This window comes from Denitratimonas organivorans (assembly GCF_037478135.1).
Classification (GTDB): Bacteria; Pseudomonadota; Gammaproteobacteria; order Xanthomonadales; family Xanthomonadaceae; genus Denitratimonas.
This window is the reverse complement of the sequence record NZ_JBBHDV010000018.1, coordinates 1-16,625: the sequence shown is the minus strand read 5'-3', so window position 1 is coordinate 16,625 and position 16,625 is coordinate 1. Positions and strand designations below refer to the sequence as shown.

Annotated in this window: 9 protein-coding genes; 4 read left to right on the top strand and 5 right to left on the bottom strand. The window is 66.7% G+C overall.

The window, feature by feature from the left end; all coding sequences use genetic code 11:
- Nucleotides 1-66: 66 nt before the first annotated feature.
- Entirely contained in the window at nucleotides 67-858 is a 792-nt protein-coding gene (locus tag WDB66_RS14335; protein WP_339399293.1) for an NRDE family protein, read from the top strand.
- A 37-nt stretch (nucleotides 859-895) separates the two neighbouring features.
- Here the strand turns inward: WDB66_RS14335 and WDB66_RS14330 are convergent, their stop codons facing one another.
- The 5 genes from WDB66_RS14330 to WDB66_RS14310 all read right to left on the bottom strand — a co-directional run bounded on the left by WDB66_RS14330 (nucleotide 896) and on the right by WDB66_RS14310 (nucleotide 13,061).
- A complete protein-coding gene (locus tag WDB66_RS14330) occupies nucleotides 896-6,277 on the bottom strand; it encodes a DNA repair ATPase (protein ID WP_339399292.1) in 5,382 nt (1,793 codons plus the stop codon).
- Between the two features lie 253 nt (nucleotides 6,278-6,530).
- Complete coding sequence (locus WDB66_RS14325) at nucleotides 6,531-8,522, bottom strand: flotillin family protein (protein WP_339399291.1); 1,992 nt, start codon at nucleotides 8,520-8,522, stop codon at nucleotides 6,531-6,533.
- 81 nt (nucleotides 8,523-8,603) lie between these two features.
- Nucleotides 8,604-9,215, bottom strand: a complete 612-nt coding sequence (locus tag WDB66_RS14320) for a hypothetical protein (RefSeq protein ID WP_339399290.1) — start codon at nucleotides 9,213-9,215, stop codon at nucleotides 8,604-8,606.
- 156 nt (nucleotides 9,216-9,371) lie between these two features.
- A complete protein-coding gene (locus WDB66_RS14315) occupies nucleotides 9,372-9,788 on the bottom strand; it encodes an OsmC family protein (RefSeq protein ID WP_339399289.1) in 417 nt (138 codons plus the stop codon).
- Between the two features lie 60 nt (nucleotides 9,789-9,848).
- Complete coding sequence (locus WDB66_RS14310) at nucleotides 9,849-13,061, bottom strand: DUF2135 domain-containing protein (protein WP_339399288.1); 3,213 nt, start codon at nucleotides 13,059-13,061, stop codon at nucleotides 9,849-9,851.
- A gap of 217 nt (nucleotides 13,062-13,278) precedes the next feature.
- Here WDB66_RS14310 and WDB66_RS14305 point away from each other — a divergent pair, with 217 nt between their 5' ends.
- The 3 genes from WDB66_RS14305 to tenA all read left to right on the top strand — a co-directional run bounded on the left by WDB66_RS14305 (nucleotide 13,279) and on the right by tenA (nucleotide 16,425).
- A complete protein-coding gene (locus WDB66_RS14305; RefSeq protein ID WP_339399287.1) occupies nucleotides 13,279-13,629 on the top strand; it encodes a DUF2388 domain-containing protein in 351 nt (116 codons plus the stop codon).
- The gene (locus WDB66_RS14300) at nucleotides 13,626-15,404 is read left to right on the top strand and encodes a DUF7844 domain-containing protein (protein ID WP_339399286.1); all 1,779 of its coding nucleotides are present in this window, start codon (nucleotides 13,626-13,628) and stop codon (nucleotides 15,402-15,404) included. The genes WDB66_RS14305 and WDB66_RS14300 overlap by 4 nt, the downstream gene beginning before the upstream one ends.
- Before the next feature lie 352 nt (nucleotides 15,405-15,756).
- Nucleotides 15,757-16,425, top strand: coding sequence for a thiaminase II (gene tenA, locus WDB66_RS14295; protein WP_339399285.1), 669 nt, complete (start codon nucleotides 15,757-15,759; stop codon nucleotides 16,423-16,425).
- Nucleotides 16,426-16,625: the final 200 nt, after the last annotated feature.

Here is a 16,625-nt window from a genome sequence, read left to right as displayed (position 1 = left end):
TTCGACCGCCGCAGATGGGGTGCCAGCCGGCTGCGGCGGCCCCGCGCGAACACAGGATCAGGCGCAATGTGCCTGATCCTGGTCGGCGTCGATGCCCGCCCCGGCAGCCGGGTGATGCTGCTGGCCAATCGCGATGAACAGCACGCCCGCGCCAGCGCCGCCGCCGCGCCGTGGGACGAGGATGTGCGTGTACTCGGTGGTCGCGATCTGGTCGCCGGTGGCAGCTGGCTGGCGGTGCGCGGCGATGGGCGTTTCGCCGCCGTCACCAACCTTCGCGATCTGCACAACGGCCCACCAGCGTCGGCCCCGCGTTCGCGCGGCGAACTGGTGCGTGACTTTGTCTGCGGCGAGCAGTCCGCCGAACGCTGGCTGGACGCGCTTTTGACACGGATCGACCTTTACGCGCCCTTCAACCTGATCCTCGGCGATGCTGAAGGCGTGCGGGTGCTGGATGGCAGTACAGGCGAACATCACCGCCTTGCCCCCGGCTTGCACGCAATCAGCAACGGCCCGATCCACGAAGACTGGCCGAAGATGCAGCGCATCCGCGCATTGGCGAACGATGCGCTGGGTCAGGGCGCTGATCCATCCACCTTGCTGGTCCTGCTGGGCGACGAACAGCAGGCGCAGGATGATCGGTTGCCAAATACCGGCTTGGAGCGGGAACGCGAACGCCTGCTGTCCTCGATCTTCATCCGAGGCACCGGCTATGGCACCCGCGCCAGCACCTGGCTGGATATCGGCAAGGACGGAAGCATCGACCTGCACGAAGCCAGCTTCGGCCCGGACGGCGTGCGCGGTGGCGTGGTGCGCTGGCGGCATGTTCCGGATGCAGGCTGGAGCGCAACCGGCGGCTGAAAGGCCAGATGTCGGGCATCGCTGCACTCAGCCCGACCTATGTTTCGCCTTTGCGTGTGCCGGAAGTGCGGGGTTTGGTGGCTGGGGTGGGTGGTGTTTCCGGTGCGGTGCCGGGAGGTGCCATCCGCCGCGCGATTTCGCGCAGGATCACCTGCAGGGCATCGTGCTGGTCGGCGCGTTTGGCCATGCCGTCGACCAGGGGTTTGAAGCCGGTTTCCAGCGCGTTGCGCAGGCCGCCCAGCCACATCGCGGCGTCGGTGGCGGTGTCGCGACTGAAGGTGCGGGCCAAGGTCTGCTCGGAAGCGACGCGCTCGAGCAGGTCGATCAGCGCCGGCCAATGTGCATCGGCGACCGGCGCAGCGTCCTGTTTCGGTACGAGGGCGGGTTCCGTCGCCCGTTGTTCGGCCAGCGTGCGCAGTCCCTGCATGCTTTCGACCAGATCGCGCAGTTGCGCGACGACGCGGGTGCCGGTGTCCGAATCGGCACCGCCGATGGCCTTGCTGCGGCGGAAGTCGGCCTTGATCTGCTCCCAGCGCGCGGCCTCGTCGGTGCTGAGCGTGCCGCGCAGTTCGGCCAATTTCAGCAGGTTTTCTTCCGCGCCGGTGGTCAGCAGTTGCGATTCGCCCTGGTAGTGATCGGCGATCAGTTGCTGCATCTCGGCCTTGTTCATCACCGCCGAAACCTTTTCCGCCAGCTTGTTCATATTGCGGTAGCTGCCTTGCAGCTTGAACGGCGGCTCGGTGCGGTAGGCGTCGGCCTGCGCGGCGCTGGCGATGTACTGCTGGTTGACCTTGTAGACCACCTCGCGCACCGCGATCAGGCGCTTCAGCGTCTCGACGATCTCGTTGATCTCGGCGCCGCTGTAATCGTGTTTGAGCGCATTGGTCGACACCTCGCGGCCCAGCGCCTTGTCGACCAGCAGGTACAGGTCGGCCATGTCGCGCGTAGCCAGCGGCGCCAGCATCGGATTGCTGGTCAGGCTGTTCTCTATGTAGCTGAGCTTGAAGGAATCCTCCATGCCGCCGAGCACGTCGCCGAGGTTGTAGATGTCGGCGCGGTTGGCGAGCATGTCGGGGATCTTGAACACCTCGCCCGATTCGGTGTACGGGTTGCCGGCCATCACCACGCAGAACTTCTTGCCGCGCATGTCGTAGGTCTTGGTGCGGCCGTTCCAGACGCCCTCGATGCGGCGCGTGCCGTCGCACAGCGAGATGAACTTCTGCAGGAATTCGGGGTGCGTGTGCTGGATGTCGTCCACGTACAGCATCACGTTGGAGCCCATTTCCAGTGCCAGGTTGAGCTTGACCAGTTCCTGCCGCGCGGTGGCGTCGGGTGCCTGCGCCGGGTCCAGCGAGCGTACGTCATGGCCCAGCGCCGGGCCGTTGATCTTCATGAAGATCAGGCCGAGGCGGTTGGCGACGTATTCCATCAGCGTGGTCTTGCCGTAGCCGGGCGGCGAAATCAGCATCAGCAGGCCCATCAGGTCACTGCGCTTGCCTTCACCGGCCGCGCCCATCTGCTTGGCAAGGTTGTCGCCGATGATCGGCAGATAGGACTGGTCGATCAGCCTGTTGCGCACGAACGAGGCCAGCGGGCGCGGGCGGAACTCCTCCAGCCGCAGTGCCTCGCGCTCGCGCGCCAGCACGTCCTGGCGGATCTGCTGGAATCGGCGCACGCCCGCCAGCCAGTCGCGCCGGTGCGCATCCAGACGTTGCATCAGGTCGAACAGGCGCAGTGGCAGGCGGCCTTCGACGATGCGTGGATGCTCGCCGAGCAGGCCGCTCACGTCGGCGTCCAGATCAGCCTGCGCGATGCGGTGCGGGAGCTGCGGGCCGAGCAGCAGCAGCGCCGCCGCTTCGTCGATGTAATCAGCCAGCGCGGCCGGCGCGTGTTGCGCTGAATCGGCCGGTTTGGCGGCGGCATCATCGACCAGCGCGCGCAGCCATTGGCGAAGCAGCGCGTGGCGTGCGGGGTTGTTGTCGAGCGCCTCGAGCGCGGCGTTCAGCGCGTCCCAGCGCGGGCCGTCGAGCGTGGTTTTGAGCGCCGTCACCAGTTGCTGCGCGTAGCGGCTGAATGCGAACTGCGGATGCGCAGCGGACAGCTCCTGTGCCAGATAGGCCGCAGCGGCGTGGGCCTGCTGTGGCGTGAGGGGCTCTTCGTGGAGGTGGGAAAAAGCACGCGCGCCGGTGGCGCTTGCCCCTTCACCCCGACCCTCTGCCCCATCGGTGATGGGAGAGAGGGAGTTGAAGTCGATACTCACCGCTATCTCATCGCGCAGCGCGCGCATCGCCGAATCGTCGCCGAACAGTTCACGAATCTGCGCGGCATTGCGCGCCTGCGCCGGCCAGCGGGTGGCTTCGGGTGCATCGGCCAGCGCGACCCAGTGCAGCAGCGCGCGCGCGCGCGCATCGGGCGCATGCACGAGCGTGCCCGCCGCGTCGCGCAGCGGCACCACGGCGCGCAGGATCAGTGCGGCGTCGTGGTCGTGGATGCCTTTTTCGTAGCCGTCGCGGTAACGCGGCGTGGCGAAATCGCGTACTGCGCGGGCCAGCGCGTCCGGTTCCAGTACCAGTTGCGCCAGACGCTCGCGGCTGAAGCCATGCTCGCCACGGTCGGCGGCGTCCAGCACCAGCCCGGCCAAGTATTCGGCACGCGAAAGCTGCGGCGATTCGGATTCCAACGCTGCCTGCCAGTACGGCCGTAGCGGCTCCAGCGCCGGATCGTCGAGCGGGGCGAAATAGTCGGTCCCGGACAGATGCAGCGCCAGTCCGTCCTCGCGCGGCAGGATGGTCAGATCCAGTTCCTGCGTGTTGACCGAGAAACGGTGCCGGCCGAGGCGGATCAGATTGCCGTCGCCCTCGAACAGTTCGCTCCGGTCGCGCAGCGCGCGCACCGCCTGGTCGCGCACGCCCTTGAGCCGCGCTTCGACATCGTCGGCCTTGACGTTGTCCTTCAGCTCGCGCAGGCGGCCGGCCAGTTCGCGCAGTTTCAGGATCAGCGCATCGCCGGCGAAGAAGGCATTGAGTTCGTCGGGCTCGGCGAAGCGCGCGGTGCGGCGCGGCAGGCCGTCGAGGATGCGGCGCGCGGCGTCGAACACGCCCTGGGCGCTGCGCTGGCGCGCGTCCAGCAGCGACTGCTTGTGCGCCTCGAAACTCTCCAGCAGTTCCTCGCGCTTTTGCAGGATGTCGTCGAGGAAGCGGCTGTGCTCGCCGAACTGGCTTTCCAGTTCCTCCAGCCGGATCAGCAGGCGCGAGAGCTGTTCGTCGCAGCGCTCCGGATCGGTCGATGCCGACAGCGCGCTGGCGATGGATTGCGAGAACAGCGCGAACTGCGCGCCGAACTGCGCGACCTGTTCGCCCGAGCCCAGTTGCCGGCGACGCTGTTCGGCGCGGGCGCGGGTCTGGTTGAGCCGCGCATACAGTTCGGCGATGGCCTCGACGATTTTCGTGCGCTGGGTGGCGTCATCGACTTGCAAGGTCGCCATCAGTTCGGACAGCAGGTCCAGATCGGTGGCGAGTTCGGTCAGGCCCTGCTGAGGTTCGCGCAACGCGGCCACGGTGGCGGCCTGCTGCGCAGCGGCGTCCAGTTCGGCCAGGCGCGCTTCCAGCGGTGCCAGCGAGGCCGGGTCGGCAAGGTAATCGCCGGTAGCCGCGCCGATGCGTTCGTGCGCGGCGACCAGTTCGGCTTCCATCGCGTCGATCGCGGCGACATCGATGTAGCGCAGTTCCCGGATCGTCAGCAGATGCCCGCGCTGGGCCGAGATCGCCTGCAGCGCGCCAACGTAATCCTGCACCTTTTCGAAGCGGTCCGGGTCCAGCCGCGACAGCAGCGCGCGCTGTTTCGTCGTGGCCTCGCGCATCGCGCGCTGGGATTGCGCGCGGATGCTTTCGACCTTCTCGTATTCGTCCAGCACCGCCTCGCCGGTGGCGGCGATCTCGTGCAGCAGCGGCGCGAAACCGCCGGCGTTGGCGTCGGCGATCCAGTGGTGGGCGTCGAACATGCGGCGCGTGGCCTGCACCAGCAGGGTGTAGCGCTGCACCGACACCGCATCGGTATCGATCTCGCCGGCCAGCGACAGCAGTTCGGAAATGCCGCGCACCAGTTCGGCATTGCCGATCTTGCCGAGAAAACCGCTGGCCGGTGGCTGGCGCGCGGCGTATTCCTCGAAGCAGAACGGCGTCAGCCAGACCTGCATCGGATGGATGCGGGTCGGCTCGTCGCTCTCGTTGAAGATCACCATGCGGCCGTCTTCCAGCCGCGCGTAGCCATGCGCCAGCAGCGGCGGTTGCAGCGTGCGTTCGATCAGGTTGTAGGTGAACAGCGCGTTGCGGCCGGAGACCGGCTCGTGGAACACGTACAGCACGTCCTCGCCATTGGGCGAGCGGATCGCGCGCTTGAAGCGCATGCCGTCGAAGGCGCTGTCGAACTGGTGGGTGTCGCCGTTCTGCAGCAGATAGCCGCCGGGCCAGATGATGCCGTGGTCTTCGGGCAACTGGATGCAGGCCTGGCCGATGCCGTCGATGCGCTGCACCTTCTGCGTCAGCGTGTTGTAGGCCAGATGCCGCCACTGTTCCTCGCGGTAGGGCAGCACGCGCAGCAGCACCAGACTGCCGACCTTGGCGAACTGGATCTGCGCATCGTCGAGCGACTGCGTCTTGTCCTGCACCGGCTCGCGATAGATGCCCAGGCCATCCTCGGTGTTGTTCTCGATCTTGATCGTCAGATCGCCGCCGACGGTTTCCACGAACACCGTATCGAGGATGTTGATATGCGGATGACGGCCGTTGACCACCATCTCGCGCGTGGTTGGCTGCCATTCGAAATCGTAGGGCGCCGGCAGCGCGACATCGCGTTCGCCACGGTTGTCGATGTAGCGCACCTCGCCTTGCGGCGAAATGCTCCAGCGGAACACGCGGATATCGCTCAGCCGCTCGCCGATCTGGAACGCGGCCAGCAATTTGCCGTCGCGCACCAGCAGTTGCAGCAGGCGGGTGTCCTTGTAATAGGCGTACAGCTCGCGGAAATCCTGCGCGAAACTGTCGATGGCGAGGAAACTGCCGGCGATGTCGGCCGGGGTCACGTCGTAGCCGTCCGGCGTTTCCACCAGCCGGTACAGCGAGAACACGTCCTCGATCCGGGTTTCCTTCTTCAGCCCGATGAAGACGTTGTAGCCGAACAGCAGCAGATCGCCGACGCGCACGATGTCGCGCGCCACGCAATTGTTCTCGGTCCGCACCCGCAGCCGCCCGACCACTTCCAGCGCGCTGGAACCGAACTGCTCCAGCCGCTGCGCATTCAGTGCATTCGCCAGCCCGCGCAGGCGCGCGCCCTGATCGGCCAGGCGCGCGCGCAACACCTCGTAAGCGCCGCCTTCGGCGACGGCCTGGTCGATGGTGGTGGTGTCGGTGGAATCGGTCATCGGGGTCTACCGCAAAATCCTTGATCCGGAAGCCCCTCTCCCGCCGGGAGAGGGGTTGGGGTGAGGGTGCGAGCGGAGCGGGATGATGCAGGGCGCGGCAAGGTTGTGTTGCCGCGCTTTGCTCGTACCCTCACCCGACGCTTCGCGCCACCTGCCCCGGCCCACACGCTTGCATGCGCGTGGGCGTTCGTAGGCTCACAGCTTCGCTGCTCGAAAGCCCTGCTCACCCCAGCGGGAGAGGGGACGGCAGGAGTCATGGCGTGGCGGGCGGATTGTCCGGTTCCGACGCGATGCCCTTGCCCGCGCCCAGCAGCTTCTGGATCAGATCACCGACCAGCGGGCTTTTCCCGGCCACGCCTTCAATCGCCTTGCCTACCGACAAACTCTTGGCGAACGAGTCGAAGAACGCGCCTTCGCCACCGACGATGTCGATATTGGCCTTGGACAGCGCGGCGGACAGCACTTCGGCCTGTTCGCGCGCGATGTCCTTGCCGGCGGCAATCTGCGCAATGGCCTGCTCGAAGTTCTTTTCCAGCTGCATGCGGAATTCTTCGTGCGCGCGGGCGTCGTCGTTGAGGGCGGCCAGCGCGGCGAACTTCTCGGTGAGGCCTTCGGCTTCGGCGTGCAGTTTCTGGCGCAGCACGTCGGCTTCGGACAGGCCGACGTCGCGCGTGGCCTTGCCCTTGGCGGCACCGAGCTGTTCTTCGCCGCGAGCCTGTGCGGTGAGGTTTTCTTCCAGCACCTTGGCCTCTGCCAGACCCTTGTCCTGCGTGCCGCGCGCTTCGGCGGCGAGCTTTTCGGCGATGACCTTGGCTTCGGCCAGGCCTTCCTTTTCCATCGCGGCGGCGGTGATTTCACGCACGCGGGCGTCGGCCAGGCCGGGCGCGGCACGCTCGGCTTCGATGCCTTCGGCCAACTTTTTCTTGGCCTCGGCCTGCTTGGCGGCCGCTTCCAGTTCGGCCTGCGCCAACACGGTGATTTCCACCGACTTGTGGCGCGAACGGGTTTCGTCGGCCTCGGCCTGCTTGACCTGCTTGACCAGCTCTTCTTCGGCCGCCGCCTGCGCTTCGAGGATCTTGACCTGCTTCATGCGCTCGGCTTCGGAAACTTCGCGTACTTCCTTGATGCGCTCTTCCTCCTGCGCCACGGTCTTTTCCACCGCCACGCGCTCGCGGATCACGTTGGCGATGTCCTTGCGCTGTTCTTCCAGCGCCTTTTCCTTTTCGATGCGCTGCAGTTCGACTTCGCGTTCGCGTGCGACGATTTCCAGTTCCTTGGCGCGCGAGACTTTTTCCACCTCGATGACGACGGCGCGCTGGCGGTTCTGTTCGGCCACTTCCACTTCGCGCAGTCGGTTCTGCTCGCGGATGTCGATCTGCTCCTGCGAGGCGATGCGGGCCTGTTCGGCCTTCAGGCGTTCTTCTTCCTGCACCTTCAGGGTTTCGGCCTGCTCGCGCGCCTGGATGGTTTCGATCTCGCGCTTCTGGCGTGCCTCGGCGTCGGCCTGCTGGCGTTCCAGTGCCAGCAGCGCCTCCTTGGTTTCGACGTTCTTCTTGGTGATCGCCAGCTGCTCGTTGCGCTCCAGTTCGTTGGTGATGACGTTCTGCGCGGCGGTCAGCTCGGTGATCTTGCGGATGCCTTCGGCGTCGAGGATGTTGTGCGGATCGAGCGAGGATTTGGGCGTCTGTTCGAGATAGTCGATCGCCACGTCTTCAAGGATGTAGCCGTTCAGATCGTTGCCGATCACCTCGACGATGCGGTCGCGGAATTCCTGCCGGTTCTCGAACAGGTTGACGAAGTCGATCTTCTTGCCGACGGTCTTGAGCGCCTCGGAGAACTTGGCGTTGAACAGTTCGTTGACTGCCCCTTTCTCCGAAGCCCGGTCCACGCCGATGGCCTTGGCCACCTTCAGCACGTCCTGCTGGGTTTCGTTGACGCGAAGATAAAAGGCCACGGTGATGTCGGCGCGCATGTTGTCCTTGCAGATCAGCCCGTCCTTGCCACGCCGGTCCACTTCCAGCGTGATCAGGGAGATCTTCATGAACTCCTTTTTGTAGATCACCGGGTAGACCAGTGCGCCGGTGAAATGCACCTTCGGCACCGAGGACATGTCGTTGACGATCAGCGCGGTGCCCTGCGGCACCTTGATGTAGAAGGCCTTGAACAGCACGAACAGGCCGATGATGGTGATGAACACCACGCCGGCCACCATCAGCGCCATGATCAGGGTGTGCGGGATTTCCATGGGGATGAACTCCGGTTCTGGCCGGGATCAGACGGCCGGTTGAAAAGGAAAACGGTCCGTGGCGCGTGCGCCGCTGCCGACTCAGGCGCGGATCACGCGGTAGGCGTTGTGATCGGGCAGGTATTCGACCAGCACCACACGCTCGCCACGGGAAAATTCTTCGTTGCTGCGGATTTTCAGGATCAGTCCGGCGCCGCCATCGTCCAGATTGGCCTCGCCCTGAGCCGGCCCGACCTTGGGGCTGCGGACTATCGCCTCGCGCCCCAGCAGTGACGGCGCCTGCGGCCCGGCCAGATTGGCGAACAGCGGCCGCAGCGGCTGCAACAAAAGGCCAGTCAGCGGAATCGCGATCAGTACCAGCACCAGCATCAGCACGGCACCCAGCGCGGTGCGCAGCAGGCCCGGATCAAGCTGGCGCAGCAGCAGGAATTCGGCGAAATAACTCATCACCCAGGCGAACAGGCTGATGCCGGTCACGATCAGCGCGAGCGGCAGGCCATCCAGGCCGAATTTCAGCAGCGCGCCGGAAAAACCGCCCATCTCCGCGCCATCGCCGGCGAAATCACCCAGATCCAGTACCTCGCCATCCAGCAGCCCGAGCAGGGTCAACAGCCAGTAGCCGACGGCCAGCATCAGCAACACGCTGAAGACCACGGTGGGGAAGGACAGGGCGATATCGAGAAAGGTCTGCATGCGGGCCTTGGCGACGGTCGATGTCGAAGAAAGACGGTACCGATGCCGAAGTGTGACAGGGGAAAGTGTCCATTTCGACCGTCCCGCCGGGTGCCGGGCAGGACACGATGGTCCGCCCGGCGTGCTGTGCCTGGGTCAGCGCGCCGGGTGGGTTTTTCAGGGTGCCAAGGTGCTGGCGATGCGCACTTCGCCGCTCAGCATCTTGTGCACCGGGCAGGCATTGGCGATCTGCAGGAGGCGCTCGCGCTGGCTCGCATCCAGATCGCCTTCCAGCCGCACCTGGCGCTGGATATCGATGCCGGTTTCCGGCTTGCCATCGGGGTTCAACCACAACTCCACCTGCACATCGTGCAGCGGCCACTGCTTGCGTGCGGCGTACATCTTCAGCGTGATCGCGGTGCAGGCGCCCAGTGCTGACAGCAGCAGCTGGTCCGGTGCCGGTGCGGTATCGCCGCCGCCCAGTGAGACCGGTTCATCGGCACGCCAGTGGTGGCCGGCGGGATCGGTCAGATCGACGATGTAATCGGTGGCGGTGCTGGTGGCGACTACGGGGGCGGAAGACGGTGTGGACATCGGAAACTCCGTGGTTGGGCGGGGCAGGCGATCACCTTACATCCGGCACGCGCGGGCAGGTCATGGGGCTACCCGGAAGCGGCCGACCTCGATACGTTGCTTGCCGGTTTCCAGCCGTCGCGTGGTGGCTTGGCGGGCCGGTTCGCCGCTGCCGAAACCGGTCTGGAATTCCAGTTGCACCGTGACCGGGCCGGTCAGCGACTGGCGGCGATCACCGAAGTAATGCGCCTGCACCCGGTAGGTGCCAGGCAGCGGGCGCGCGATGGTGAACACTTCCGGGCCGTAGCCCTGAATGAAGTCCTTGCTGATCCGACCGCCGCTGCGGCTGCGCGGCTGCGAGTAGTAGACCGCCTCGCCAGCTGGATCGATGACCCACAGATCGATGTCGGTATTGTCCGCATCCCAGGTCAGCACCACGCGCAGGCCGGTTTCCACCGGCGCCAGCAATTCGGATGGAATGCCGAATCCGGCGATTTCCACCTCCGGCTGCGCGGCCAGCAGCGCGGTCAGTTCGTGCAGTGCGATCAGCTCGATATCCGGGAAGCGGCCATGCCAGTCGTGCGTGGCCACATGCCACAGGAGTTGGACCGCGCGTGCGGTCTGCGGCTGTGGCAGGCGCGAAAGTGCCAGCGCCAGATCGCGATGGCTCTGCGGTTCTTCCGGACGCTGGCGGCGGGCATCCTCGAACGCGCGCAGCGCAGCTTCCGGCTGATCCCATTGCAGCAGCCGGTAGCCGAACACGCGCACCAGCGCGGTGTTGTCATCGCCGATTTCGAGCAGGTTGGACAGCACGCGCAGCGCCAGCGCCGGGTTCTTGTTCTCGTCGCGGAAAAAGTCTGCCGCGTCGAGGAAGAATGACGGGGTGGTGGCGTGTTCTTTGCGCAGCGTGAGGTAGGCGGCGTAGGGATCTCTCGCGGCGCGCAGGGTTTTCAGATAAGGCGTATCCGGGTTCCAGCCATCCAGTGAAATGCTGGCCTGCATCGCGGGCGTGGCGGCGTGGTTGCTGTCATCGGAAATACCCGAACCGGTGACAGTGATGCTTTCCAGCGCGGCTTCGGAAGCGTCGGCGGCGCTGGCGCGGGCTTGCTGTTCGGGTGCCGGTGCAGCGGGCGAAGGCGGTGGTGGCGCGATCGGTGCCGGCGACACGCTGTCGGTGGATTCGGCGATGACACCTGATCCGGTTCCAGTGTAAAGCGCGTCCGCAAATGGCAGGGCGAGGCGGCGTTCGCGCCATGCATCCAGACGCAGCATCAGCGCCGTGGCGTCGCGTTCCCAGCTGCTGCGGGATGCCGCTTCGGCGCCATCTAGCTGCCAGCGCTCGGACAGCGCACGGCTGTCGCGCACGATGGCATCGATGTCGGCACGCGCCTGCGCCAGCTCCTTTTGCGGCAATTCGGCCGAGGCCGGCAGGCTGTGCCACACCGACGCCTCGGCTTGCGCGCTGGGCAGCAGCAGGGTTTCCAGCCAGGCATGGCGTTGCCCGTGCCATGCGCGGAATTCCTGCCACTTGTGCGCGAGAGCTGCGATGCGGGCGTCCAGGCCGATGTCGGCGGCGGGTTTGGGTTGGGTCGCGCGCAGGCGTTCGTACTGTTCGCGCAGCGCGGTTTCCTTCGGTGCTATGCCATAGCGCACGTAGTCTTCGATCCGGTCCAGCACCAGCAGCGAGGTCTGCGCGGTGACCACGCCGTGGCGCAGCGCCAGTTGCGTGATCGCGACTTCGTCGGGTTGCGTGGCGGCCTGCATCTGCGTGATCTGCGCCTGCGCCACGGTGCGCCAGACCGCGTCGATCAGTTCGCCGGCGGTGGCTTCGGCTTCGCCCACGACCAGTTCCCGTTCGACTTGCGGGCCGCCCGCGTCGCTGCCGAACACCAGCCTGAGCGTGGTGCCGGCATTGCAGTTCGCGGCCAGTGTGAACACCGCGCCGACCGGTTGAGGTGTGGTCGGCAGCGCGCCGTGGCACGTACCGTCGGCGCTCAATGACAGCAGCCGCCAGCTGGCCGAGGACAACGCGGTACCGGCCTGCGCGGCGGAGATGCGGGTCAGGTCCAGCACTTCGGCGCTGCCGCGTCGTGCGATATCGGCCAGGCGCGCATGGTCGGCGCGTTGCGCGGCGTGCAGTGCGAACAACCGTTGCGGTGCGACGCTGAAATCGGTGTGGCCGCGGCCGAAGGTATCCAGCCCGTCGCCGATGACGATGGCCAGATCGGCCCGGACCGCCTTGAAGTCGATCGCGCCGTAGTTGCTGGCGCCATCCAGCGGCAGGGCTTGCAGCGTGGCCAGCAGCTTCGACGCATCACCGTTGCGGATGCGGAAGTTTTGCGCGGATTCGGCGGCATCGCGGAAGGCGATCAGCTCGACTTCGACCTCGCCGAGTGTTGCCAGCCATGCCGTCAGTGCCTCGCGCTCGCGCGCCAAATCACGGTCGTGCGCGCTGCCGGAGGCGTCGAAGAACAGTGCCACGCGGCGGGGTGCAGCCGGTGCCGGCAGCGTTGCCGGGCGGCCGCTGTCGATGCGTGCCAGCAGTGCGCGCTGCGCCGGTTCCAGCGGATCGCGCGCTTCCAGCACGTTTGCGTCGCTGGGCTGGCGCGGCACGCGGAAGGCCAGTTCGTGCTGCGGTGCGTAGTTCTCGCGCGCCAGCTCCGCGCGCCAGACGCTGGCGGCGCGTTCGAAGTGCAGGCCGGCATCGGGCGAATCGCCGGCCAGCTCCGGCGCCGGCGCATCCAGCGGCGCCTCGGCCGTCACCGAGAAACGCCGCACCGGCTCGCGGAATTGCAGCGGCAGCAGATAGCGCCAGTGGTCGCCGGCATCGTCCATCACCTGTTCGAATTCCAGCGCGATGCGCTTGCTGCCGCGCGCCGGGATCGGATACAGCCGGGTGCGGAATATGTTGCCACGGGTCAGCTCGGCCAGGCCCGGATCGATCTGCTGGCGGCTGATGTCCTCGAATGCGACGCGCGCGGTCTGCTTCGGCACCACCACGCCCTGGCGCATCGCACCGTCCACTTCCAGCGCATAGCCGGAGATGCTTTGCCCGGCACCGAGCGGGAACACGAACTCGCCTTCGAGCACGCGCGCATTCGGGTTGGTGAAGTTCATTTCGATGCGGGTATGGGCGAGGAAACCGCGCATCGTGATCCGCACCGCGACTTCGTCCAGCACCACCGGTTGCAGGTTTTCCTCCAGCGGAATCCAGATTCTGGGCGGCTGCTGCGCCATGGCCGGAAGGGACAGCATCAGGCCGAGCAGGGCAAGGGCGTGCAGCGGTGTCTTCATCGGGATTCTCCGGTGGCGGGGTGTCGGGTGACCGGTCAACGTGGCGGGGCGTTGAACGGGGTCATGCCGGTGTCGTGCATGGCGGGCACCATGCCGGCCAGCGGCACCCGAAACGGCGAGTATAGGCAGCCGGCAGCCCGCAACGATGGGCCTTGCGCCTGCCGTGAGGTGGCGGCTGGGCTATCCTCGCGCTCCTGAAAACCACCGGATGATGGCGATGATTTCCCCTGTTTTGCGAACCTGGCTGTGGCGCGGTTGCGGCCTGTTTTTTGCCGCGCCGTTGCTGCTTCTGGCGTCGGGCCAGGTCTGGGCCGGCAGTGTCGCCGGCAGCACCGCAGGCACCTCGGCCGGCTCGGCTTCGGGCGGCACTTCGGCCTCCAGCGACAGCACCTCGGGCGATGACAAGCTGATCGTCGAAGCGCGCGCCGATGCGGCGCTGTTCATCGCCAGTGACGGCGCGATCCGTGGCGCGCGGCTGGAGGCGGCATTGCAGCGCCTGCGCACGCAAGATGCCGGCGCTGCCGACCGCGACGATAAGGAACTGGCGCGGCGCATCCTGGCGCAATGAAATCACGCAGTGGCCGGTGCCAGTGGCGGTGGCTGGCCATCGCGCTGCTGATCCTGCTTGCAGGGTCGCCGGTGTTTGCGGCGTCGCCGGCACTGCCGCTGACCTTGCACGAGTGTGGACTTTCATCCGAAGAACAGCGCGCCGCGCAGGCGTTGGTTCGCCAGGCGCAGGTGCATTTTCCGGATTCCATGCTGGCCGTGCTGCCGCCGTTGACACTGGAATTCACTGATCTGCCGGCACGCGTGCACGGGCGTCTGCGCGGCGGCCATATCCGTCTGGCGCGGCATCTGCTGCAGCACGACGATGCGCAGCCGCAGGCGCTGGCGGCGCTGCTGCATGAGCTGGGTCATGCGCTGGATCGGGAACTGGCGCTGTCGCGCAATCCGCGTTTTCGCGATCTGGCCGGCTGGCAGCTGCGGCCACGCCGCTTCGGTGCGCGCAACCGCCACAACCCGATGCGCTCGCGCTCGCCGGACCGCTATGAACTGACCTCGCCGCGCGAATTTTTCGCGGTCAATCTGGAGCATTTCCTGCTCGATCCGGATTACGCCTGCCGGCGTCCGGCGCTGCATCGCCACTTCGCGCAAACGCTCGGCTCGGATGGCGCATCACAGCCGGAGCGTTGCGGGGCGGATTTTGCCTTCATCGTGCCGGCGCATGATCCGGTGCTGGAACTGCTCGATCCGGCGCGCGTGCAGGCGGTCGAGTACCTGCTGGCTGAACCGGCCAGCGCGCTCTCCAGCCGCTGGGGCCACGCGATGCTGCGGCTCGTGGTCTGCGCACCGCAGCGCCCGCCCGGTGCGGATTGCAGGATGGATCTGGAGCACCACCGCGTGCTGTCGTTCCGCGCTTTCGTTGACGATGTGCAGGTCTCGGCCTGGCAGGGCCTGCGCGGCGGCTATCCCTCGCGCCTGTTCGTGCTGCCGCTGACCCAGGTGCTGGACGAATACACCCGCGCCGAGCTGCGCGGCCTGCGTTCGGTGCCACTGGATCTTGCTCCCGGCGAAATCGCCACGCTGCTGGAACGGGCCGCGCAGCTGCATTGGAGCTACGACGGGCGCTACACCTTTCTCGGCAACAACTGCGCCAGCGAGGTCTTCAAACTGTTGCGCGAAGGCGTGCCACGGCTGGCCGACGCGCAGTTCGCCGCGATCAGCCCGACCGCCCTGCTGCGTCGCCTGCAACGCGCCGGCATCGCCCAGCCCGCGCCGCTCGATGACGAAGAAGCCCTGAGGCTGGGCTACCGTTTTGCCGCCGCTGATGCGCATCTGGCGCAGATGTTCCAGATCGCGCGCAGCCGTGTGGCCTTGCCGGCTGATGACGCCGCCACCTGGCTGGCCTTGACGCCGGCGCAGCGCCAGCCGTGGCTGGAGCAGGCCGATCTGCGCGCCAGCGCCGCCTTGCTGGTGCTGGAGGAAGCCGCGCTGTGGCAACTGGAACGCCGTGCCCGCGAACAGCTGCGCCGCCAGTTGCGCAGGCTGCAACCTGCGCAACGCGGACTGCTGGATGAAACGATGCAGTTGGAAGCCTTGCTGGCGCATCCGGCCCGGCTGCTGCGCGATATGCCCGGTTACGGCCTGCCACTGGCCGACGAACGCGAATACGCCACCCGGCACGGCGCCGCACTGGCCAGCGACTGGCGCCAGCGCAGCGCGCAACTGCATGAGCTGGCGCCTGGATTTCTTTCACCACGGTTGCGCGCCGCATTGGATGGCGCGCGCGGGAATCTGGATGTGCTTGGGCGGCGCTTGCGTGGTCTGGCGGAGGTGGAGTGATGCGGGTGCGAGGATGATGGAGGTGGATTGGTGATGGGGGATCGCGCCCCTGCGGGTGCGCTCCTGCCCCGGAAACCGGAATTCGTAATTCGTAGGAGCGCACATCGCAGATGGGCGCGATTCACCATGTCAAAACCGCACCATCCCGAAACCCCGCGAAACCCGGCCCCGGCACCACACTTCCCGTTCACTCCCGTCCGCACCCGCCGCCATCCACACCCACATGGACCTTGCCGGCACGCTGGCCGACAATCTCCGGTGGCCTGCCATCCGTGCCCGCACCGCCACGCCGGAAACCCCGCCTCCCTTTCCCTTTCCCTGATGCAGCCTGCGGCTGCCGGAGTCTGTCGACGTGTCCCTGTTTGCCCGATTGAAGACCGCTGCGGCGGATGACTGGAATGCCTACATCGATCACGCCTTCGTGCGCGGCCTCGGCGATGGCAGCCTGCCGCTGGCGTCGTTCCAGCGCTATCTGGTGCAGGACTACCTGTTCCTGATCCAGTTCGCCCGCGCCCACGCGCTGGCGGCGTACAAGAGCCGCACGCTGGCCGATATGCGCGCCGCCAATCTGGGTCTGGGCGCGATTGTCGATGTCGAAATGAACCTGCATCTGCGCCTGTGCGAGCGCTGGGGCCTGTCTGCGGCCGATGTCGAGGCGGCAGCCGAACACCCGGCCACGGTGGCCTATACCCGCTGGGTGCTGGACATCGGCATGTCCGGCGATCTGCTCGAATTGCAGGTCGCGCTGACGCCGTGCACGCTGGGTTATGCCGAAATCGGCCGCCGTCTGGCACCGCAGGGTGTGGCGGCGTTGCCGGACGATCATCCGTATCGCGAATGGATCGGCGAATACTCCGGCGACGCCTTCCAGCAGGTGGCCGTGGCCGCCGATGCCTGGCTGGACGATCTCGGCCGCCGCCACGGTGCCGACGCGCGCTTCGACGAACTCACCCGCATCTTCGCCAAGGCCGCGCAACTGGAAGCCGGCTTCTGGCAGATGGGCTGGGATGCCGGGCGCTGACGCACCAGTCGCGCCGGATTCCCGTGTAGCCAGGGTAAGGCCGCAGGCCGCACCCGGGATCATGCGAACGCCAATCGCGGATGTGCGGATCATGGGGAAGCCACCCCGGGTGCGCTGTGCTTGCCTGATGGGATGGACTCCTCCTCCCACGGACGGCATCGCGATGTGCCAGATTGCGGCGAGCCGAGGAGGCATCGTTC

What these genes read in the sequence shown, in the direction of transcription:
- WDB66_RS14335 (WP_339399293.1), top strand. Translation starts at nt 67, where the DNA reads ATGTGCCTGATCCTGGTCGGCGTCGATGCCCGCCCCGGCAGCCGGGTG.
- WDB66_RS14330 (WP_339399292.1), bottom strand. Translation starts at nt 6,277, where the DNA reads ATGACCGATTCCACCGACACCACCACCATCGACCAGGCCGTCGCCGAA.
- WDB66_RS14325 (WP_339399291.1), bottom strand. Translation starts at nt 8,522, where the DNA reads ATGGAAATCCCGCACACCCTGATCATGGCGCTGATGGTGGCCGGCGTG.
- WDB66_RS14320 (WP_339399290.1), bottom strand. Translation starts at nt 9,215, where the DNA reads ATGCAGACCTTTCTCGATATCGCCCTGTCCTTCCCCACCGTGGTCTTC.
- WDB66_RS14315 (WP_339399289.1), bottom strand. Translation starts at nt 9,788, where the DNA reads ATGTCCACACCGTCTTCCGCCCCCGTAGTCGCCACCAGCACCGCCACC.
- WDB66_RS14310 (WP_339399288.1), bottom strand. Translation starts at nt 13,061, where the DNA reads ATGAAGACACCGCTGCACGCCCTTGCCCTGCTCGGCCTGATGCTGTCC.
- WDB66_RS14305 (WP_339399287.1), top strand. Translation starts at nt 13,279, where the DNA reads ATGATTTCCCCTGTTTTGCGAACCTGGCTGTGGCGCGGTTGCGGCCTG.
- WDB66_RS14300 (WP_339399286.1), top strand. Translation starts at nt 13,626, where the DNA reads ATGAAATCACGCAGTGGCCGGTGCCAGTGGCGGTGGCTGGCCATCGCG.